Here is an 18819-nt window from a genome sequence, read left to right as displayed (position 1 = left end):
GTCAGGATTCCGGCATTCTGATGGTTTCGGCGATCAGGCGGTCGACCACGGCGGCCAGGGCCGCATCGGGGGTTGCGCCGGCGGCAAGGGCATCGGCATGGGCGGCAAGCTGGCGATGGGCGCCGGTGCCGCGCGTCTGGATGGTTCTCAGATGGTCGATCTGGGCGGTGCAGCCCAGGGCCTCCGCATCCTCGGCGATCAGGCTCGTGATCTCGTCGAGCAGCAAGCCGAAGGGAATGACTTCGCCCTTGCCGAAATCGACCAGACCTTCGTCCAGCCCGTAACGCTGGGCGCGCCAGCGGTTTTCCTCCAGCAGCATGGGCGAATAGATGCGCCAGCGCTGGTTCCGCAGCTTCAGGCGGTACAGCATGCGCAGGATGCAGGTGAACAGGGCCGCGATGGCCAACGCGTCCTCCATCAGGGGGCAGACGTCGGTGACGCGCATTTCCAGGGTCGGGAACCGCGCACTCGGCCGCACGTCCCACCACAGCTTGGTCGCGTCCTCGATCAGGCCGGCATCGACCAAAACCTGGACATGCCGCTGATATTCGCTGAACGACTGGAACTGGTTGGGCGGGCCAGTGCGCGGCAATTCATTGAAGATGCTGAGCCGGTAGGACTTGAGCCCGGTGTCCTGCCCCCGCCAGAACGGTGACGAGGTCGACAGCGCCAGCAAGTGCGGCAGGAAATAGCTGATCTGATTCAGAAGGTCGATGCGCAGTTCGTCGTCGCCGCCCAGGCCGACATGGACATGCATGCCGCAGATCATCAGCCGCTGCGCCGGGGCCTGGATGTCGTGGGCGATTTGGTTGTAGCGCGCGCGGTCCGTATGATGCTGGGATTCCCATAACGAGAACGGATGGGTCGAGGCCGCGATCGGCGCCAAGCCGAAATCGTCCGCGACCTCGGCGACGGTCGTGCGCAGTTCGGCCAATTCCGCCCGCGCCTGGGCGATATCGGCGCAGACGCGGGTATTGACCTCGATCTGCGAGGACAGGAATTCATGGGCGACGCGGCCCTTCAGGCGTTTTTTGCAGGCCGCGAACAGGCCTTCGGGGGCGTGGTCCGTGACCGCTCGCGTTTCCGTGTCGACGAGTAGGTATTCCTCCTCGATCCCCAGGGTGAAGGGCGGGGCGTCGTGCGCCACCTTAGAAGTACTCCACCTTGAACAGGCCGTCGTCGCGGAGGATCTCGGTCATGACGTCGGTGAGAATGCCGGCCCAACGCTGGACGCCCGCGTCGTCCGCGACCTGATCCTGGTTGATCTCAAGGACGCAGTTGGCGAGGCCGCAGGCCCCGGCATGGGCGTCGATGGTATAGGCAACGTCCTTGCCCGAATAGGGCAGGTTGTCGCCGACATCCAGGCCGCGGTCGTGCAGGGCCTTGATCAACGGCCTGGCGAGGCGCTGATCGTGGTTCCACAGCACGCCCACGTCCCAGGGCCGGGGGCTGCCGCCGAACCGGGGTGAAAAGCTGTGCACGGAAAACAGCACCGGCGGCCGGCGATGCAGCCAGACGTCGGTCATCGTGCGGCGAAGCAGCTGGTGGTAGGGCTCGAACAGGGCGTCCAGACGGGCCGTCATCTGGGCCGGGGTCAATGCCTGGTTGCCGGGAATCAAGGTTTCGTCCGAAACCTCGGGCATGCTGGTGGGATGGCCCGGCGGGCGGTTGAGATCGACCACGAGGCGCGAATAACCCGCCAGAACGGCGGTCGCGTCCAGGGTCTCGGCCAGCAGGCGGGTCACGCCTTCGGCGCCGATGTCATAGGCGATGTGGCGGTCGAAATGTTCCGGATTAAGGCCCAGATCGTCCAGCGCCCGGGGCACCCGCCGGCTGGCGTGATCGCAGGCCAGGACCAGGGCGCCCTCGGCACCCGCATTGATCCGTTCCGCGGCGGGGGCTTCGTCGGCGGCCAGCAGGGGTTGACCCGCGTCTATGGGTTGGGGTGCGTCCATCCCCCCAATATAACGTTCTGCCCCGGCGGGGGGAGTCCCTTGTGCGGCCCCTGCGGCATCCCTGGACAGACGGTGCCGTCGCGGCAATAGTGCGGGCATCCCGCCCGCGACCGCGAAGGAAAACCCTGCGTGACCGATTCCCGGCAAGCCCTGCGAACCCCTGCCGGATGGATCCTGGCGGCGCTGGTCATGGGCGCCCTGTTCGCCGGGTCGTCGACCCTGTTCGTGCGCCTGAACGAGCTTGGCCCCGTCACCTCGGCCTTCTACCGGGCCTTCCTGGCCCTGCCGGTGTTGTGGCTGGCGATGGGCTGGGAAACCCGCGCGGGGGCCACGGCGCCGCCGCGCGCCCTGGGGCGGCGCGACCACGGGCTGCTTGCCCTGGCCGGGCTGTTCTTCGCGGGTGATCTGTTCTTCTGGCATCTCGCGATCATGAACACGGCGGTCGCCAACGCGACCTTGCTGGCGACCCTGTCGCCGGTCTATGTCACGGCGATCCTGTTCGTGCTGTTCCGTGAACGGGTGCGGCCCTTGTTTCTGGGCGGCACGGCCCTGGCGGTGGCGGGGGCGGCGCTGTTGATGGGCGACAGTTTCGCGTTCCGCCCCGACCGCCTGCTGGGTGACGTCTACGGCCTGATCACCGGCCTGTTCCTGGCGGGCTACATGGTGACCGTGGGGCGGCTGCGGCAGCGGGCCGGGATCGGCACCGGCACCCTGATGTTCTGGTCGACCCTGGCCACGGCGGCGGCGTTGTTGCCGCTGGCCCTGGTGATGGAGGACCGCATGGTTGCCGGTACCCTGTTCGGCTGGGCCATGTTGGTGGCCCTGGCCTTGGTCAGTCATGTCGCGGGCCAGGGGTTGGTCGCCCTGGCCATGGCCCATCTGCCGACGGCTTTCGCCGCCGTCGGCCTGATCATGGAGGTCGTGGCCGCCGCCGTGCTGGGCTGGGCCTTCCTGAACGAGCCCCTCGCGCCCCTGCAATGGCTGGGGGCGGCGGTGGTCGTCGCGGGGGTCGTCGTCGCCCGGGGCGGCAGCCGGACCTGACGCCGCCCTTGACGGTCCCCGGGGGCGATGTGCGAGAAAGAGGCGCAGGAGACAACGTTTTGCCCGAAGCCCCCATCGATAAAGCCCTATTGGAACAGTTGATCTGTTCCCCCTGTATCAGCGTGTGCGTGCTGGACGAGCCCACGGGCTTCTGCAAAGGCTGCTGGCGGACGGTCGACGAGATCGCCCAATGGCCCAAGCTGATGCGTCACCAGCGTCTGGAAATCCTGGGCCGTCTGGCCGAGCGCCGCGGCGCCGTGTCGCTGACCGACCGGGGCCGGGGGCCGATGCTGGCGTCGGATTGACCCGTCGCCCCAACCGTTTGGGGTTTGCGGCTACCAGCTTCCCGTATTCGCCATCGACGCCCAGGGTTCGGCCGGGGCCAAGGCCTCGCCTTCCTGCAACAACTCGATGGAGATGCCGTCCGGTGAGCGGACGAAGGCCATGCGGCCGTCGCGCGGCGGGCGGTTGATGGTCACGCCGCCGTCCTGAAGGCGTTGGCAGGTCGCGTAGATGTCCTTCACATTGAAGGCGAGATGGCCGAAATTGCGCCCGCCCGTGTATTCCTCGGGGTCGTAGTTGTAGGTCAGCTCGATCTGGGAATCGGGGTTTTCCTCGGCCGCGACGAAAATCAGCATATAACCGTGTTCGGGCCGGTCCGAGCGGCGCACTTCCTTGAGGCCCAGAAGGTCGCAGTAAAAGCGCAAGCTGGCGTCCACATCGGATATCCGCACCATCGTATGCAGGTATCTCATTTGCCTGTTTCTCCCTGAATGTCCTGGCGGTGTAGAGTTGGTCTAACAGATTCCAACACGCAAATCCAAGAGCCCCAGCCGTGACCCCGACGGATTCCGATCCCTCCCATCCGCTGCACCGTCTTTTGCCCTGGTTTATCTGGGGCCTGGGCACCTTCCTGTTCAGCTTTGTGCATTTCCAAAGGGTCGCGCCCGGCGTCATGGTCGATACCCTGATGCGGGAATTCGCCGTGGGCGGGGCCCTGCTGGGCAACCTGTCGGCGATCTATTTCTATTCCTATGCCGTCTTCCAAGTGCCTGCGGGGCTGATCGTCGACGCCTACGGCTCGCGCCGGATCATGGTGTTGTCGGCGTTGCTGATCGCCGTCGGATGTTTCGTGTTCGCCCAGGCCGAGACCGTGCCGGGCGCCTTCGCCGGAAGGCTGCTGATCGGCATCGGAGGGGGCGCGACCTTCGTCGTCGCGCTCAATCTCGCGGCCGTATGGTTTCCGCCAAGCCGCTTTGCCCTGCTCAGCGGCCTGACCGTGGGCGCGGGGGTCGCCGGCGCCGTCGTCGGCCAGGTGCCCCTGGCCTGGGCGGTCGAGGCCGCCGGTTGGCGGCCCGCCATGCAGGTAACCGGTGCGGTGGCGCTGGCGGCGGGGATCGGCGCCATTCTGGCCTTGCGCCTGCCCCGGCCAAGGGCACCGGGGTTGCGCCCGCTCAGCCCCGGCCGGGGCGGCCTGCTCGTCGGGTTTCGCAGGGTATTGGCGCAGCGCGACCTTTGGATCCTGACTGGTGCCGGGGCCGGCAACATGTCGGTGATGCTGGCGTTCGGCGGCCTGTGGGCCGTGCCCTGGCTGGTTCAGGTCCATGGCATGACCCGTGGACAGGCGGCGGTGGCGGTGTCTCTCAACGCCGTCGGCTGGGTTGTCGGCTCGCCGCTGCTCGGCTGGATCGGCCAACGCCTGGGCGGGCGGAAAGTGCCCTTCGTCTGCGCCAATCTGGTGTCACTCGCCTGTTTCGCCACCCTCATCCTGGTGCCCGGCCACGGTTCGGCCGTGCTGCATGGACTGCTGTTTCTTCAGGGGCTTGCCACGGGGGCCGTGGTGCTGGTGTTCACCACCACCCACGAACGGTTCGCGGGCCAGGAAAGCGTGACCCTCGGCATCGTCAACACGGGGATCATGTTCGCCATCGCCGTGTTCCAGCCCCTGGTCGGCTGGGCCCTGGACCTGAATTGGCACGGCGACATGGTGGACGGGGCCCGGGTCTATGACGCCGCCGCCTATCGAAGCGGGCTCAGCCTGTTGTTGACCGGGGGCGTCGTCGCCGTGCTTTCGGGATTGATGCTGCCGGAGACGGCGAAGGCACGGGCATCCGGCGGCGCGGATTAGGGCGCTTATTCGGCGGGGACGATCTTGGGCGCGCGGCCGCCGACGATGCGGGTCTTCACATGATGGCCGACGGCGCCGCCGGTGACGATCGACGCCAGGGCGATCAGGCTGCCGAGGGACAGGGTGCTCATGCCCGACAGGCCGGCGCCGATGGTGCAGCCCAGCGCGAGCACGCCGCCGAAACCCATCATGGCGGCGCCCAGCACGTAGCGGCCCATATGGCCCGGAGAATCGAATCCCTCGGCCTTGAGCGACCGGGTCGCCGCGGCCCAGGCGAAGGCCCCGGCCAGGGTGCCCGCGATGGCGGTAATGCCGAAATCGGCGGCCGTGCCCGTATAGGTCATGAGGAATTGCAGCGCGTCGCCCATGGGGGCGGTGAAGGTCAGGCTGACCGGGCGGGTCGGATTGAAATCGTCGAAGCCGAGCACGCCCGAGACGTACCAGGACGCCGGAATCAGCAGGCCGACGACAAGACCGGCGGCGATCCCGCCAAAGGCGCCCGGCTGATGGCGCAGGCGGAATGCGGCAAGCAGACCGACGGCCATCAGGCCGGCGGCGATCACCAGGGCTGTCGTGCCGGCACCCTCCGCGCCTGAGATCAGCAGCGGCAGGGCCTGCGGCGTGTCGCCCAGGCTGAACGTGCCCGCACCCTCGATCCAGGTGCGCGGCAGGGCCAGGATGCCGCGCAGGGTGGCATAGGCGGTCAGGCCCAGGACCGTGATGACGACCCAGGCCCGCAGGTTGCCGCCCGCCGCCAGAACCAGATGGCGGCCGCCGCAGCCCCGTGTGATGACCATGCCGAACCCGAACAAGAGGCCGCCGACGATCAGCGCCAGCCACGTCACGGAGGTGCCGAGATAGATGCTGCCCTTCAGGTCGATCACGCCGAAATGCGCCAGCACCTGCGTGCCCAGAATCGCCAGCGGCAGGGCAATGGCCCAGGCGGCGGCTTGGCGGGCCGGGCGTCGGTCGATGACCTCGATCACGGCCGAGCGCAGGCAGAACCCGGAGGCGCGCGCCACGGTGCCGTAGATGAAGCCGACCGCAAGCGCGCCGGCGAGAAGAAGAAACCTGGGTTCAAGCGTGTCCATGTCGTATCGGTCCTGCATGGCCCCGGGCGTTCGCCGGGTCCTTGGGGCGGTCGGTCCCTGTATTTAAACAGCGATTAAGGGGGAATCAATAATTATATTCACAAAAATATATGTGATTTAATTATATTTCACACAATTTGTGTACAATTGCCGGGTCATGCCGATCCTGGGAATCCGGGGTTTTCCCCTGGGCACATCATGGTACAACCGCGGGTCGCCGGATTTCAGGTTCGGCAGGCCGACCCAGGGGACGTCCATGACCGCCTTCGCCTTCACCGCCGCCGTGTTCCTGACCGCCGCCGGGGCCCTGGTCCTGGAAATCGTGGCCGCGCGCCTGATCGCTCCCTATGTGGGGATGTCGCTATACACCTGGACCGCGATCATCGCCATCGTTCTGGCCGGACTTTCGATCGGGCATTGGCTGGGCGGGCGTCTGGCCGGGCCGGACGTCGGGCGGGCCGAGGGCGTGCGCCGCACGGCCCTGGCCCTGGCCGCCGCCGCAGTCACCACCCTGGCGTCGCTACCGCTGCTGCGTCTCGTTTCGGGGCCGCTGTTGGCGGGCGGGTTGGGCGCCGTCACGGCGGTGGTCGTGCTGACGGCGGTTCTGTTCCTGCTGCCGTCCCTGTTTGTCGGCATCGTCTCGCCCCTGGCGACCAAGTTGGCCATCGATGCGGAACCGGACCAGGCCGGGCGGGTGCTGGGCCGCATGTTCGCCGCCGGCGCCGGCGGCAGCATCTTCGGCACCCTGGCCGCCGGATATCTGTTCATTTCCTGGGTCGGGGCGACGGGGACGGTAATCGCCGTCGCCGTGCTGTATGCAACCCTGGCCGCGGCCTTCGGCCTGTGGTCGCGGCGCTGGGCGGCGGTTCTGGCGCTGCTTGTGCTGCCGGGGAGCGGGCTCGCGGTCTGGGGCAACACGCTCGCGGCCTACCGCTCGCCCTGTCAGGTGGAAAGCGACTATTTCTGCATCCGCTTCGACGACTTTTCGGCCATGAGCGGGCGGCCCAGCCGCCTCATGGTCCTCGACCATCTGGTCCATTCCATCAACGACCGTGACGACCCGACGCTGCTGTACAGCCCCTATGTTCATTTCGTGGACGAGATCGCGGATCTGCGCCTGGCCGGGCACCGCGCGACGCGGGCCTATTTCATCGGCGGCGGCGGCTATACCCTGCCGCGCGCCTGGGCGCGCCTGCACCCGGACATGAAGATGACCGTGGCCGAGTTGGACCCGGCGGTGACGCAGGCGGCGGCGGATCAAATGTGGCTCGCCCCAAAGGCGGACAACCTGCGCATCCTGCATCAGGACGCGCGGCGGGCGCTTTCGGCGCTGGATCGGTCGGAGCGTTTCGACGTGGTGTTCGGCGACGCCTTTCACGACATCGCGGTGCCGGCCCATCTGGTGACCCGGGAATTCCATGGTGAACTCGCGGCGCGCCTGAGCGAAGGCGGGTTCTACGCGGTCAACGTGGTCGACCTGGGCATCGATCCGCGTTTTCTGTTCGCCCTGGTCAAGACCTTGCGCCTGGATTTTCCCGCCGTCGAGGTCTGGAAGACCCTGGACGAAATGGACGAGACCGGGCGCGTCACCTTCATTGTTCTGGCCTCGGCGCGGCCGACCCCGGAAACCCGCGTCGTCTCCCTGCGCGGTCTGGCGCGGGCCTGGGCACGCTGGCCGGAAGCCGACCTGGACCGGCGGCTTGCGGCGGTCGACCCGCCCGTGCTGACCGACGATCATGCGCCGGTCGAACGGCTGTTGTCGCGGCTGCTGCGGGCACCCGATATCTGATCTTTCCCCAAAGTCTGACTTTTCCAAGGCGCCTAAAAAAGGGGGCCGCGGTCTTTCACCACGGCCCCCATTCAGGCTTGGGGGAGGGAGAGTCTTCAGAAACGATGCCGGTTACGGCTTGATATAAGTGTAACCCATTTGTTGCAGATGGGAGAGTTCGGCCACGCCCGACGGCACGATGTCTTCCGGGAAGACCTCGAGAAGGTCTTTCTCGTAGTTGATCTTGCGGCCCTTCAGCGTGTTGTTGCAGACGTTGAATTTCACGTTCTGCGCTTTCAGGCTGACGACCTGACCCTTCAGTTTTTCGTTGGTCATGGCGCCCTTCAGAAGACCCAGGCCGTTACCGTGCAGGACGACCTTGATCTCCATGTTTTCCGCGCCGACGGCGTTGATGTGGTTCTGAATGTTGCGCAGGGCGCCGCGGTATTTCTTGTCGGCGTCGCCGCCTTCATAGTTGATGTGATAGACGACTTTCTGCTTGCCGTAGGATTCGGCGGCATCGGCCTTGATGGCCCCGGCCAGGACAACCCCAAAGACGGCGAGCGCCGTCAGCATGCTGGTGAATACCTTCATTATTTCCTCCGTGTTTTTGTAGTTTAAGGCGCAACCCTATTTTGGGCGCCGACAATGGAAGGATTCCACACCTTTCAAACATATTCAATAAATCTTATGTGTTTTGTCGCGGTCGGGATCAGCCCCAAACCTGTCCCATGATGCCGCGCAGCCAAAGCTCCGCCTTCTCGGCCCCGGCTTGCAGATCCTCGGCCGTGGCCCCTTCGGGCGTGCGTTGCATGGTCGCTTCGTCAATGGCGACATGCCCGTTTGCCAGGTGAAAGCTGGTGCTGGCCTCGAACCCATGGCCGGGGGCGGCCAGGGAATAACAGCCTGCATGCCAATGGGGTGCCGGCATGTCGGCCTGGGTCAGGTCGCGGACGACGGCCTGGGCGCAGGTTTCCGCGACGCTGACTGCCGCTGCGGCGGCCTTGGGCAGGGGCGGGGCGAAGGCGGCGTCGCCGATGACATGGACATGAGGAACGCGGGTCGAGGCGAAGGTCGCGGGATCGACCGGGCACCAGCCCGTCTCGTCGGCGGCGCCGGCGGCCAGCGCGATGTCGCCGGCGCGCTGGCGGGGGATGAAGTTGACCACGTCGGCGGTCACGTCGTCGAAGTCCGTGGACACGGCGCGCGTTTCCGGATCGATGGCGCGGACGATGCCGTCGCTTTCCGCCAGCCGGTATTCGATCATGCCGGGATAGAGCGCCGCCCAGGCCTCCTCGAACAAAGGCTGCAAGGAGAACTTGGATTTGGCGTCGAACACGATGATCTTGGATTTGGGTTTGGCGGTTTTGAAGTAATGGGCGGCCAGGCTGACCCGTTCGCCGACCGCGGGCGGGCAGCGCAACGGCCCGACGGGGGCGACCAGGGCGAACACACCGCCGTCGGGCATGGCCTCAAGCTGGCGGCGTAGCAGGACCGTCTGCTCCCCCGCCTGCCAGGCGTGGGGAATCCGGTCCGCCGTGGCGGCGGAAACGCCCTCGACCTCGTCCCAGAAAAACCCGATGCCGGGCGACAGCACCAGTTTGTCGTAGGGCAGGATCGATCCGTCGGCGAGACGCAGGTTCCGCGCATTCGTATCCACGGCGTCGGCCCGGCCGGTGACGACGGTAACGCCGTCTCTGGCCAGGGCCCCATAACCGACGCTCTGATCCTCGATGCGGCCGAACCCGCCGATCACCGTGTTGCTGCCGGGACAGCAGACGAAGGTGGTGTCCCGCGCGATCAGCGTGACCTCGATCCCGGGCGCCAATTGCTTGATCCTGCGGGCGGCCGTGCTGCCGCCGAACCCGCCGCCGACGACCACGACGCGCCCGCCCTTGGCCCGCGCGACCCTGGGCAGAGCCAGCGCGGGGGCGGCGGCGATCAGGCCGAGGACGGTGCGCCGGGTCCAGCCGGAAGTCATGAAGGGTGTCCTTTCAGAATTCGCCCCGGCTTGACGCCGGGCCCCGCATCATGGCTCTAATCCCGGCCCATGAAAAGCATCACACCCGACGGCGTGCGCGCCCAGTCCGTCATCGCCATCCTCCGGGGCGTTCTGCCGGCCTTGATGTGGGCGGCCCTGCTTGTCGGTCCGCAGGCCGCGTCGGCGGCGGAACTGGTGCTGTTCGAAAGCGACACCTGCGAATGGTGCGAACGCTTCCACAAAGAGGTCGGCCCCGTCTATCCGAACACGGCCGAAGCCAAATGCGCGCCGCTGCGCCGCGTCGATATCCACGATCCGCGGCCGGACGATTTGACCCATATCAAAGGCGTCGTCTTCACGCCGACCTTCGTGCTGATCGAGGACGGTCAGGAGGTCAGCCGCCTGGTCGGCTATCCGGGTGAGGATTTCTTCTGGAGCCTGCTTGAACGCGATCTCAAGAAACTGCGCCGGCCTTGCGCGGCCCCATAGCGGGCTTCGTGGCGGGGCCCGAGAGGACGGGTTTGAAGAGGCGAAACTCTACATTGATATATTGCATTTATTGAATATGCTTTGTCCAAGAACCTGCGAACAATCGGGGCATGGGGCCGCCAAAGGCTTCCTTTTTGGGAGATTTAAGATGTCGAAAAAGCTGTTTACGGGAGTGCTGGGCCTTGCGCTCGGCCTGGGCGCCGCCGACGCCGCGCGGGCCGAAATGGCGTCGCCCATCATTCTCGCCAATACCTGTTTTTCCTGTCACGGAACGGACGGACAAAGCGCCGGCGCCATGCCGTCGATCAAGGGGAAGCCCGCCGATTATATCGCGACCATGCTGACCGCGTTCCGAAACGGATCGAAGCAGGGGACCGTGATGAACCGCATCGCCAAGGGTTTTTCGCGGGACGAGATCACGGCCCTGTCCAAATACTTCGCGAACCAGCAGTAGGGAGGGCGCCATGACGCGAATTACGCGACGCACGTTCACCCGCATCCTCGGCGCCGCCGGCGCGGGCGCCGCCGCAAGCCTGGCCGCACCGGCCGTGTTCGCCCGCGCGCGCGCCAAGGTCGTCGTCGTCGGTGGCGGCTTCGGCGGCGCGACCGCCGCCAAATACCTGAATCGATTCGATCCGGGCATCGAGGTCACGCTGGTCGAACCGGCGTCGCATTTCGTGACCTGTCCGTTTTCCAACACGGTGATCGGCGGGTTTCGCGACATGGACGACATCACCCGCAATTTCGACGCCATGCGGCGGCGCGGCGTGACGGTCGTCCACGACAAGGCCAAGGTCGTTGACGGCGCCAGGAAGAAGGTGGTGCTTGCCAGTGGCGGAGAACTGGACTTCGACCGCTGCGTCGTGTCGCCGGGCATCGACTTTCGTTGGGATGCGATCGAGGGGCTCAGTCCGGATCTGGCGGAAAAACTGCCGCATGCGTGGAAAGCGGGACCACAGACCCTGCTGCTGCGCCGCCAGTTGGAGGCCATGCCGGACGGCGGCACGTTCATCATCTCGCCGCCGGTCGATCCGTTCCGTTGTCCGCCGGGGCCGGGGGAGCGCATCAGTCTGGTCGCCCATTATTTCAAGCAACACAAACCGAAGTCGAAGATCGTCGTCCTCGACCCCAAGCAAAAATTCTCCAAGCAGGGCCTGTTCAAGCAGGGCTGGGAAAAGCTCTACCCGGGGATGATCGACTATCACAACCTCGACAACGACGGCGTGGTGGCGCGGATCGATGCGGCGAACATGACGCTGCACACGGACTTCGGTGAGTACAAGGGCGACGTCATCAATTTCATCCCGCCGCAGCATGCGGCCCGGATCGCCAAGGATTCGGGGCTGACCGACGTCACCGGGTGGTGCCCGGTCGATCACCGGACCTTCGAATCCGCGTTGGTTCCCGGCGTTCACGTGATCGGCGATGCCAGTATCGCCGCCCCCATGCCCAAATCGGGATTCGCGGCATCGACCCAAGGCAAGGTCTGTGCCGCCGCGATCGCCGCGATCGTCGGCGGAGGGGGGCCGGGAACGCCCAAGTTCGTCAACACCTGTTACAGCCTGGTCGCGCCGGACTACGGCATTTCCGTCGCCATGGTCTACGGCTACAAGGACGGCAAGATCGTCAAGGTTGACGGCTCGGGCGGGCTGAGTCCCATGGATGTCCCCGATTTCGGCCGCAAGCAGGAAGCGCTTTATGCGGACGGTTGGTATCGGTCGATCAGCAACGACATCTGGGGCTGAGAGGCTCGCACCCGGAATTTCAAGGAATTCCGGGGAGGCCGGCCCAGATGGCATGGCTTTGTGAAAGAGGGCGTGACCCCCGTCCGATTTCCAGGTTTTATGGCTGTTCTGCGGCATTCAAACTTGATACATATATTTTTTTATGAATATGATTGCCGCATGAAGAAGGCGGAAACGCCCGTAGAAAGCTAACAGCCGTGATCGGGGCGGTAGAGCGCCGCCCCCTGAACCGGCGACAACGTTGGGGAACAGGTATGTCCAAGAAATATACGACACCATTCGTGGCGGCGGTGGCCGGTTGCGCGGTTTTGGCGCTGGCGGCGGTCTGTGCCCAGCCGGTATCCGCGGGCACGGTCGAAGTCGCGGCCATGACCGAAATGAAGGAACCGCTGACCAAGCAGCCCGGCGACGCGGCCAAGGGCAAGGGGGTCTTCGCCAACCGCAAGCTCGGCAACTGTCTGGCCTGTCACAAGCTCGAAGCCATGAAGGAACAGTCGTTCCACGGCGAAGTCGGCCCGCCGCTTGACGGCGTCGCCTCACGCTATTCCGTGGCTGAACTGCGCCTGCGCGTGGTCGATCCTAAGGCCTTGAACCCGGACACCATCATGCCGTCCTTCTACAAATCGGAAGGGCTTCACCGGGTGCTCAAGGGATTTGTCGGCAAGCCGATTCTGGACGCACAGCAGGTCGAAGATTTGCTGGCCTATCTGGCGACCTTGAAGGAATAGGCCGCCAATGGCGGGCGGCGCCGATATCTAGGTTTTCTGTAACAAGGACTGAAGAAAAATGACTGAAACGCATCTCACCCTCTCGCGGCGTCAGGCTCTCAAGGGCGTGTCCGCCTTTGCGCTGACCCTGGTGGCCGCGGGACTTCTGGCGCCGGGCGCGCACGCCGATGCCGCGGCCGTCGACGCCGCCATCAAGAAACTGGTCAAGGGCACGCCCGAAGAAGGCAAGATCAAGCTCGACCTGCCGCAGATCGCCGAGAACGGCAACACCGTTCCCGTCGCCTTCGAGGTCGAAAGCCCGATGTCCAAGGACGACCACGTGAAGACCGTCCACCTGTTCGCCGAAGGCAACCCGTCTCCGGAAGTCGCCAGTTTCCACTTCACGCCGCAGTCCGGTCTGGCGCGGGCGTCGACCCGCATGCGCATGGCGGGCACGCAGAACGTGGTCGTCGTCGCGGAAATGAGCAACGGCAAGGTCTATATGGCCAAGCAGCAGGTCAAGGTCACCATCGGCGGCTGCGGCGGCTGATCAGAGCATCGGAGAAAGAAAATGTCAGACGTTAAACCGCGCGTGCGAATCCCGAAATCGGCCAAAAAGGGCGAGATCGTGGAGATCAAGTCTCTGATCGAGCACAAGATGGAAACCGGCCAGCGCAAGGGCAAGGACGGCAACAAGATTCCACGTAAGATCATCAACCGCTTCGAATGCAAGTTCAACGGCGCGACGGTGTTCGCCTCGGACTGGCATCCGGCGGTTTCGGCCAACCCCTACCTGGCGTTCCATTTCCGCGCCGAGGAAAGCGGCGAGTTCGAATTCAAATGGATTGAAGACGGCGGCGCCGAATACACGAAGAAGGCAAAGATCACGGTCTCCTGACGCATCAATAACAACAATGTCAGGAGCGCGGAGAAAGGGATCCGAGTAATGGGAATCAATCTAAGCAAATACGCGCTCTTCGGTCTGGCTCTTGCCCTGACCGCCGGCGTGGCGGCGAATGCCGTTGCCGACGAGAAAAAGAACTGGGGGGCCTATCAGGTCGAGGACCGGCGGTCCGGTTACACCTACGCGGCGCCGGAAACGCGCGCCATGCAGGACGACAACTTCCAGAACCCCGGGATGCTCTGGGCCGAAATCGGCGAGGAGCTGTGGAACAAGGTGGACGGCGAGGCGGGCAAGTCCTGCGCGTCCTGCCACAAGGGCCCGGAAAGCATGAAGGGTGTCGCCGTCAGCTATCCGAAGTACGTGGCCGAGAAGAAAAACCTGGAAAACCTGGAGCAGCGCATCAACCGCTGCCGCACGGACAACATGAAGGCCAAGGAGTGGAAGTACGAATCCAAGGAACTCCTGGGCATGACCGTGTTCGTGCGCCATCAGTCCCTGGGCATGCCGATCAACGTCAAGGTCGACGGCGAGGCCGCCCCCTACTTCGAGAAGGGCAAGGCATTCTATAACGAGCGCCGCGGCCAACTCGACATGGCCTGCAAGCATTGCCACGAGGACTTCCCGGGCGCGCATCTGCGTGCCAACGTCCTCAGCGAAGGGCAGGGCAACGGTTTCCCCGTGTATCGCCTGAAATGGAACGGCGTCGGCTCCCTTCACCGCCGTTTCCGCGGCTGCAACAAGCAGGTGCGCTCGTCGGCCTACGGTTACGGCAGTGACGAGTATCTGGCGCTCGAACTTTACGTCATGTGGCGGGGCCGGGGTTTGCCGGTTGAAACGCCCGCCGTGCGTAACTGATATCACGCAAGTTCAACGTCCGGAGGAACGGTATCCCCCGATCCTCCGGACGTTTTTTTTCTTTAATCGATTTTTCGACCCCCCATCTGAACAGCAGTAAGTGGAGACGAACGTGTTAAGTCGGCGTGAATTCTTTCATCTGGCCGCCGCGACGGCGGCCCTGCCCGCGACGGCGCTGAACTTCCGGTCGGCCATGGCCAAACAAAAGGTCATGCAGCAGGACCTGTTGCAGTTCGACAGCCTGGGGCAGGTCACCCTGCTGCACTTCACCGACATGCACGCGCAGCTTGTCCCCATCTATTTCCGCGAACCGACCGTCAATCTGGGCGTCGGCGAGGTCCGTGGCCTGCCGCCGCACATCACGGGCAAGGATTTCCTGCATAAGTACGGCATCGGCCCCGGCACGCCCGAAGCCTACGCCTTGACGGATCAGGATTTCACGTCGATGGCCAAGTCTTACGGCAAGGTCGGTGGCGTCGACCGCATGGCGACCCTGGTCAAGGCGATCCGCGCTGAACGCCCGGACAACACCCTGCTGCTGGACGGCGGCGATACCTGGCAGGGCTCCTATACCTCGCTGAAGACCGGCGGCGCCGACATGGTCGACGTGCAGAACGCGCTGGGCATCGACGCGATGACGGCCCACTGGGAATTCACCTACGGCGTCGACCGGGTGAAGGAACTGCAAGACAGTCTGAATTTCCCGTTCCTGGCATCCAACGTGCGCGACACGGAATGGCAGGAAGACGTGTTCGAGGCGATCAAGTATTTCGAAAAGGGCGGGGTGAAGATCGCCGTTATCGGCCAGGCCTTCCCCTATACGCCGATCGCCAACCCGCGCTACCTGATGCCCAACTGGTCCTTCGGCATCAACGAGGACAACATGAAAAAGCGGGTCGCCGACGCCCAGGCGGCGGGCGCGGACCTGATCGTCCTGCTGTCGCACAACGGCTTCGACGTCGACCGCAAGCTGGCATCCCGCGTGCCCGGCATCGACGTGATCCTGACCGGCCATACCCACGACGCCCTGCCGGCCCCGGTCAAGGTCGGCAACACCCTGCTGATCGCCTCGGGCAGCCACGGCAAGTTCCTGTCGCGCCTGGACCTCAAGGTCGAGGGCAAGAAGGTGACGGCCTACAATTTCCGCCTGATCCCCGTGTTCTCCGACGTCATCGAACCCGACAAGGACATGGCCGCCCTGGTGCAGAAGATCCGCGAACCCCACATGGTGGAGATCAGCCGCGAACTGGGCCATACGGAAGACCTGCTGTACCGCCGCGGCAATTTCAACGGCACCTTCGACGACGTCATCTGTCAGGCGCTGTTGGCCGAACGGGATGCGGAAATCGCCTTGTCGCCCGGCTTCCGCTGGGGCGCCTCGCTGCTGCCGGGGCAGGCGATCACGGTCGACGACGTGCACCACCATACGTCCATCACCTATCCCAACGTCTACCGCACGGAAATGACCGGCGAGTTCCTGAAGACGATCCTGGAAGACGTGGCCGACAACCTGTTCAACGCCGATCCCTATTATCAGCAGGGCGGCGACATGGTGCGGGTGGGGGGCATGTCCTACACCATCGACATCAACAAGAAGATCGGCTCGCGCATTTCCAACATGACCTCGCTGAAGACCGGCGCGGCCATCGACCCGGCGAAGAAATACGTGGTCGCCGGCTGGGCCTCGGTCAACGAAGGCACGGAAGGCCCGCCCGCCTACGATCTGGTCGCGAACTATATCCAGCACCAGAAGGTCATCAAGGTGCCCGACAACCAGACGGTCAAGGTCGTCGGCGCCTGATCACCGGACGGCGGACAAGCAGCAAGGACTGAAGAACGGCCATGGACGTTTCCTACGGTGGCGCCTTCCTGGCGGGATTGCTGAGCTTCCTGTCGCCTTGCGTGTTGCCGCTGGTGCCGCCTTATCTGTGCTTCCTGGCCGGCACGACGTTCCAGGCCCTGGAGGCGCAGGGGACGGGTGCGGACCGCGCGGCCCTGGCCCGCGTGCGCTGGACGGCGCTGGCCTTCGTGCTCGGGTTTTCCACGGTGTTCGTCGGCATGGGGGCCACGGCCTCGGCCGTCGGTCAGCTGATCGCCGAATACCACGCGGTGTTTTCCAAGGTCGCGGGCGCCATCATCATTCTGCTGGGCTTGCAGTTCCTGGGCGTGTTCCGCATCGGCTTCCTGCAACGCGACGCACGGTTCGAGGGGCCGAAGAAACCCATGGGCGTGCTCGGCGCCTATCTGGTCGGCCTTGCCTTTGCCTTCGGCTGGACGCCCTGCGTCGGGCCCGTCCTGGCGGCCATCCTGATGATGGCGGCCTCGGGCGACGGGCCGTGGTCGGGGGCGGGGTTGCTCGGGGTCTACTCGGCGGGGATCGGCCTGCCGTTCCTGGCCGCCGCCTTCGCGGTCGGCCCGTTCCTGGGTTTCATGAAACGGTTCCGCCGCCACATGGGGCTGGTGGAAAAGGCCATGGGCCTGTTCCTGGTCGTGACCGGCGTGCTGTTCCTGACGGGCAGCGTATCGGAGATCGCCAACTGGCTGCTGAATACCTTCCCCAGCCTGGGCAAGGTCGGCTGACCTCGTCTATCCCAGCTTGAAATAGAGAATCCGGTCGAAGGACATGAGTTCGCGCAGGATGTTGACCACGCCGAGCGAATCCTTCCGGTCGACCGCCGCCGGCATGGACGAGATTGACGCGTCGGCCCCGTCGTAGATGCGCTTGAAGTCGTCGGCCTTCCTTTTCGCCTCCGGCGCCATGGCGCGGCAGGCGCGCAGGATGTCGCGGTATTTCAGGGCCGCCTTCATGACTTCGTCGCCGACGCCGGGCTTGGCGAAGTCGGGGCGGTCGTGGCGCCATTTGAACAGAACCGCCATGTGCCGGTTCAGGTCGGTGACGCATTCGGAATAACCCTTGCGCCCGGCCCGGTCGCGGAGCCCGTAGATCAGGTCGCGCACGGGGGCCAGTTCCTGGCGGGCGGCTTTGCTCTTTTCCTCGTCCAGCAGGTCGGCGCCGCGCGCGATGCGGCCCACGATGGCCTTCAGGTCGGCCGCGAATTGGCTGTCCTTGGCATAGGCGGCGGGTGGGGTTTCGCCGAACTTGGCGATAATCTCGTCCCACACGGCCTGGGCCTGACGCAGTTCGATCCCGGCCAGGGCCGCGTTGCCCGTGCGGGCATAGAACAAGGCGGCGCGGTAGCCGCCCTGGGCTTCGTCGACCAGGGAATCGAATTCCCCGGCATCCGCCGCCAGGGCCGGCCTGGGCGCGGCCAGCAACAGACAGAACGCCGCGGCGATAAAACTTATTCTTGAAATCACGGTCATGGTTTCCTTCCTATAGCGTCTTGCCAGACCGCGGCCCATGCGGTCAATATGCATTCAACAAAACGAATGTGAGGTGCCGCCTTGGCATCGAGACAAGAGGACATCCGAACAGTGATACCCCGGCGACGTTTCAATGGATGGGCCACGGGCGCGCTTGCCGCCGCGGCTTTGGCCAGCCTGACCCTTGGCGGCGCGCGTCCGGCCGCCGCCGCGACCATCGGCGCCGATGGCCTGATGACCGAGCCCTGGTTCCTCAACTCCTTCATGATTTTGAAGGAAGACCTGGAGGAAGCGGCCCAGGCGGGCAAGCGGTTCGCCGTCATTTTCTCCCTCGAAGGCTGCCCTTACTGCCGGGAAATGCACGAGGTCAATTTCGCGCGCCAGGACATCACCGACTTCGTGCGCGCCAACTTCAACATCTTGCAGATCAACATCATCGGCTCGCGCATGGTGACGGATTTCGACGGCGAGGAACTGTCGGAAAAGAAACTGGCCGAGAAATGGGGGGTGCGTTTCACGCCGACCACCATCTTTTTCCCCACGGCGGACAAGCTGCCGGCGGGGGTATCGGGCAAGAAGGCCGAGATCGCCCGCATGCCGGGCTACATGAAGCCGTTCCACTTCATGTCCATGTATCAGTTCGTCCAGGAACAGGCCTATCTGAACGGAAAGTTCGGGCCCTACGTGCGGGAAAAGATCAATGCCCTGAAATCGGCCGGAAAATCGCCGGAAAATTGGTGATTTTTCCAAAGTTTTTCAGCGCCCCGCCCTGGACAACATATTCATAAAATATATAATGTGAATTCCATCATTGAGCAGGTGACGCCGCCA

General features: G+C 64.8%; 21 protein-coding genes. 14 read left to right on the top strand and 7 right to left on the bottom strand.

Annotated features, from left to right (window positions below; all coding sequences use genetic code 11):
* Nucleotide 1 precedes the first annotated feature (1 nt).
* A complete protein-coding gene (locus tag RJ527_01945; protein WND76517.1) occupies nucleotides 2–1147 on the bottom strand; it encodes a carboxylate-amine ligase in 1146 nt (381 codons plus the stop codon).
* Nucleotide 1148: 1 nt separating this feature from the next.
* The gene (locus RJ527_01940; protein WND76516.1) at nucleotides 1149–1955 is read right to left on the bottom strand and encodes an N-formylglutamate amidohydrolase; all 807 of its coding nucleotides are present in this window, start codon (nucleotides 1953–1955) and stop codon (nucleotides 1149–1151) included.
* A 129-nt stretch (nucleotides 1956–2084) separates the two neighbouring features.
* Here RJ527_01940 and RJ527_01935 point away from each other — a divergent pair, with 129 nt between their 5' ends.
* Nucleotides 2085–2996, top strand: coding sequence for a DMT family transporter (locus RJ527_01935; protein WND76515.1), 912 nt, complete (start codon nucleotides 2085–2087; stop codon nucleotides 2994–2996).
* 59 nt (nucleotides 2997–3055) lie between these two features.
* The gene (locus RJ527_01930; protein WND76514.1) at nucleotides 3056–3301 is read left to right on the top strand and encodes a DUF1289 domain-containing protein; all 246 of its coding nucleotides are present in this window, start codon (nucleotides 3056–3058) and stop codon (nucleotides 3299–3301) included.
* Nucleotides 3302–3331: 30 nt separating this feature from the next.
* On the opposite strand, the gene RJ527_01925 is transcribed toward RJ527_01930, so the two are convergent.
* A complete protein-coding gene (locus tag RJ527_01925; protein WND76513.1) occupies nucleotides 3332–3751 on the bottom strand; it encodes a VOC family protein in 420 nt (139 codons plus the stop codon).
* A gap of 80 nt (nucleotides 3752–3831) precedes the next feature.
* On the opposite strand from RJ527_01925, the gene RJ527_01920 reads away from it, so the two are divergent.
* Entirely contained in the window at nucleotides 3832–5124 is a 1293-nt protein-coding gene (locus RJ527_01920; GenBank protein ID WND76512.1) for an MFS transporter, read from the top strand.
* Between the two features lie 5 nt (nucleotides 5125–5129).
* Here RJ527_01920 and RJ527_01915 read toward each other — a convergent pair whose 3' ends face one another.
* Complete coding sequence (locus tag RJ527_01915; protein WND76511.1) at nucleotides 5130–6215, bottom strand: YeeE/YedE family protein; 1086 nt, start codon at nucleotides 6213–6215, stop codon at nucleotides 5130–5132.
* Nucleotides 6216–6471: 256 nt separating this feature from the next.
* Here RJ527_01915 and RJ527_01910 point away from each other — a divergent pair, with 256 nt between their 5' ends.
* Complete coding sequence (locus tag RJ527_01910) at nucleotides 6472–8004, top strand: fused MFS/spermidine synthase (protein WND76510.1); 1533 nt, start codon at nucleotides 6472–6474, stop codon at nucleotides 8002–8004.
* Between the two features lie 111 nt (nucleotides 8005–8115).
* On the opposite strand, the gene RJ527_01905 is transcribed toward RJ527_01910, so the two are convergent.
* Both RJ527_01905 and RJ527_01900 read right to left on the bottom strand, forming a co-directional pair.
* On the bottom strand, nucleotides 8116–8577 hold the full coding sequence (locus RJ527_01905) for a DsrE family protein (GenBank protein ID WND76509.1): 462 nt from the start codon (nucleotides 8575–8577) through the stop codon (nucleotides 8116–8118).
* A gap of 118 nt (nucleotides 8578–8695) precedes the next feature.
* Nucleotides 8696–9964 (bottom strand): FAD/NAD(P)-binding oxidoreductase, encoded by a 1269-nt coding sequence (locus tag RJ527_01900; protein ID WND76508.1) that lies wholly within the window; start codon nucleotides 9962–9964, stop codon nucleotides 8696–8698.
* A gap of 69 nt (nucleotides 9965–10033) precedes the next feature.
* On the opposite strand from RJ527_01900, the gene RJ527_01895 reads away from it, so the two are divergent.
* The 9 genes from RJ527_01895 to RJ527_01855 all read left to right on the top strand — a co-directional run bounded on the left by RJ527_01895 (nucleotide 10034) and on the right by RJ527_01855 (nucleotide 17244).
* A complete protein-coding gene (locus RJ527_01895; protein WND76507.1) occupies nucleotides 10034–10453 on the top strand; it encodes a transcriptional regulator in 420 nt (139 codons plus the stop codon).
* A 148-nt stretch (nucleotides 10454–10601) separates the two neighbouring features.
* The gene (locus RJ527_01890) at nucleotides 10602–10907 is read left to right on the top strand and encodes a c-type cytochrome (protein WND76506.1); all 306 of its coding nucleotides are present in this window, start codon (nucleotides 10602–10604) and stop codon (nucleotides 10905–10907) included.
* A 10-nt stretch (nucleotides 10908–10917) separates the two neighbouring features.
* Nucleotides 10918–12198 (top strand): NAD(P)/FAD-dependent oxidoreductase, encoded by a 1281-nt coding sequence (locus RJ527_01885; GenBank protein ID WND76505.1) that lies wholly within the window; start codon nucleotides 10918–10920, stop codon nucleotides 12196–12198.
* A 254-nt stretch (nucleotides 12199–12452) separates the two neighbouring features.
* Entirely contained in the window at nucleotides 12453–12926 is a 474-nt protein-coding gene (gene soxX / locus RJ527_01880) for a sulfur oxidation c-type cytochrome SoxX (GenBank protein ID WND76504.1), read from the top strand.
* Between the two features lie 58 nt (nucleotides 12927–12984).
* Nucleotides 12985–13455 carry a thiosulfate oxidation carrier protein SoxY gene (gene soxY, locus RJ527_01875; protein ID WND76503.1) on the top strand — a complete coding sequence of 157 codons (471 nt, stop codon included), beginning with the start codon at nucleotides 12985–12987 and terminating at the stop codon, nucleotides 13453–13455.
* Between the two features lie 21 nt (nucleotides 13456–13476).
* A complete protein-coding gene (soxZ, locus tag RJ527_01870; protein ID WND76502.1) occupies nucleotides 13477–13803 on the top strand; it encodes a thiosulfate oxidation carrier complex protein SoxZ in 327 nt (108 codons plus the stop codon).
* A gap of 48 nt (nucleotides 13804–13851) precedes the next feature.
* Nucleotides 13852–14664, top strand: a complete 813-nt coding sequence (gene soxA, locus RJ527_01865; protein ID WND76501.1) for a sulfur oxidation c-type cytochrome SoxA — start codon at nucleotides 13852–13854, stop codon at nucleotides 14662–14664.
* Between the two features lie 112 nt (nucleotides 14665–14776).
* Nucleotides 14777–16465 (top strand): thiosulfohydrolase SoxB, encoded by a 1689-nt coding sequence (soxB, locus tag RJ527_01860; GenBank protein WND76500.1) that lies wholly within the window; start codon nucleotides 14777–14779, stop codon nucleotides 16463–16465.
* A 41-nt stretch (nucleotides 16466–16506) separates the two neighbouring features.
* Nucleotides 16507–17244 carry a cytochrome c biogenesis protein CcdA gene (locus RJ527_01855; protein WND76499.1) on the top strand — a complete coding sequence of 246 codons (738 nt, stop codon included), beginning with the start codon at nucleotides 16507–16509 and terminating at the stop codon, nucleotides 17242–17244.
* Between the two features lie 6 nt (nucleotides 17245–17250).
* On the opposite strand, the gene RJ527_01850 is transcribed toward RJ527_01855, so the two are convergent.
* Complete coding sequence (locus RJ527_01850) at nucleotides 17251–17988, bottom strand: hypothetical protein (GenBank protein ID WND76498.1); 738 nt, start codon at nucleotides 17986–17988, stop codon at nucleotides 17251–17253.
* Nucleotides 17989–18099: 111 nt separating this feature from the next.
* Between RJ527_01850 and RJ527_01845 the strand changes: the two genes are divergently transcribed.
* Nucleotides 18100–18729, top strand: a complete 630-nt coding sequence (locus RJ527_01845) for a thioredoxin family protein (protein WND76497.1) — start codon at nucleotides 18100–18102, stop codon at nucleotides 18727–18729.
* Nucleotides 18730–18819: the final 90 nt, after the last annotated feature.

It is taken from the genome of Thalassospiraceae bacterium LMO-SO8, assembly GCA_031655335.1.
In the GTDB taxonomy this organism is placed as follows: domain Bacteria; phylum Pseudomonadota; class Alphaproteobacteria; order Rhodospirillales; family Casp-alpha2; genus UBA1479.
The sequence above is the reverse complement of the archived record's forward strand: the minus strand, read 5'-3'. Positions and strand labels throughout refer to the sequence as shown.

Excerpts from the sequence above, each read along its gene's own strand:
- RJ527_01900 (WND76508.1), bottom strand. The coding sequence starts at position 9,964 with ATGACTTCCGGCTGGACCCGGCGCACCGTCCTCGGCCTGATCGCCGCC.
- soxY (WND76503.1), top strand. The coding sequence starts at position 12,985 with ATGACTGAAACGCATCTCACCCTCTCGCGGCGTCAGGCTCTCAAGGGC.
- RJ527_01890 (WND76506.1), top strand. The coding sequence starts at position 10,602 with ATGTCGAAAAAGCTGTTTACGGGAGTGCTGGGCCTTGCGCTCGGCCTG.
- RJ527_01925 (WND76513.1), bottom strand. The coding sequence starts at position 3,751 with ATGAGATACCTGCATACGATGGTGCGGATATCCGATGTGGACGCCAGC.
- RJ527_01895 (WND76507.1), top strand. The coding sequence starts at position 10,034 with ATGAAAAGCATCACACCCGACGGCGTGCGCGCCCAGTCCGTCATCGCC.
- RJ527_01850 (WND76498.1), bottom strand. The coding sequence starts at position 17,988 with ATGACCGTGATTTCAAGAATAAGTTTTATCGCCGCGGCGTTCTGTCTG.
- RJ527_01915 (WND76511.1), bottom strand. The coding sequence starts at position 6,215 with ATGGACACGCTTGAACCCAGGTTTCTTCTTCTCGCCGGCGCGCTTGCG.
- RJ527_01905 (WND76509.1), bottom strand. The coding sequence starts at position 8,577 with ATGAAGGTATTCACCAGCATGCTGACGGCGCTCGCCGTCTTTGGGGTT.
- soxX (WND76504.1), top strand. The coding sequence starts at position 12,453 with ATGTCCAAGAAATATACGACACCATTCGTGGCGGCGGTGGCCGGTTGC.
- soxA (WND76501.1), top strand. The coding sequence starts at position 13,852 with ATGGGAATCAATCTAAGCAAATACGCGCTCTTCGGTCTGGCTCTTGCC.
- RJ527_01855 (WND76499.1), top strand. The coding sequence starts at position 16,507 with ATGGACGTTTCCTACGGTGGCGCCTTCCTGGCGGGATTGCTGAGCTTC.
- RJ527_01910 (WND76510.1), top strand. The coding sequence starts at position 6,472 with ATGACCGCCTTCGCCTTCACCGCCGCCGTGTTCCTGACCGCCGCCGGG.
- RJ527_01885 (WND76505.1), top strand. The coding sequence starts at position 10,918 with ATGACGCGAATTACGCGACGCACGTTCACCCGCATCCTCGGCGCCGCC.
- soxZ (WND76502.1), top strand. The coding sequence starts at position 13,477 with ATGTCAGACGTTAAACCGCGCGTGCGAATCCCGAAATCGGCCAAAAAG.
- RJ527_01940 (WND76516.1), bottom strand. The coding sequence starts at position 1,955 with ATGGACGCACCCCAACCCATAGACGCGGGTCAACCCCTGCTGGCCGCC.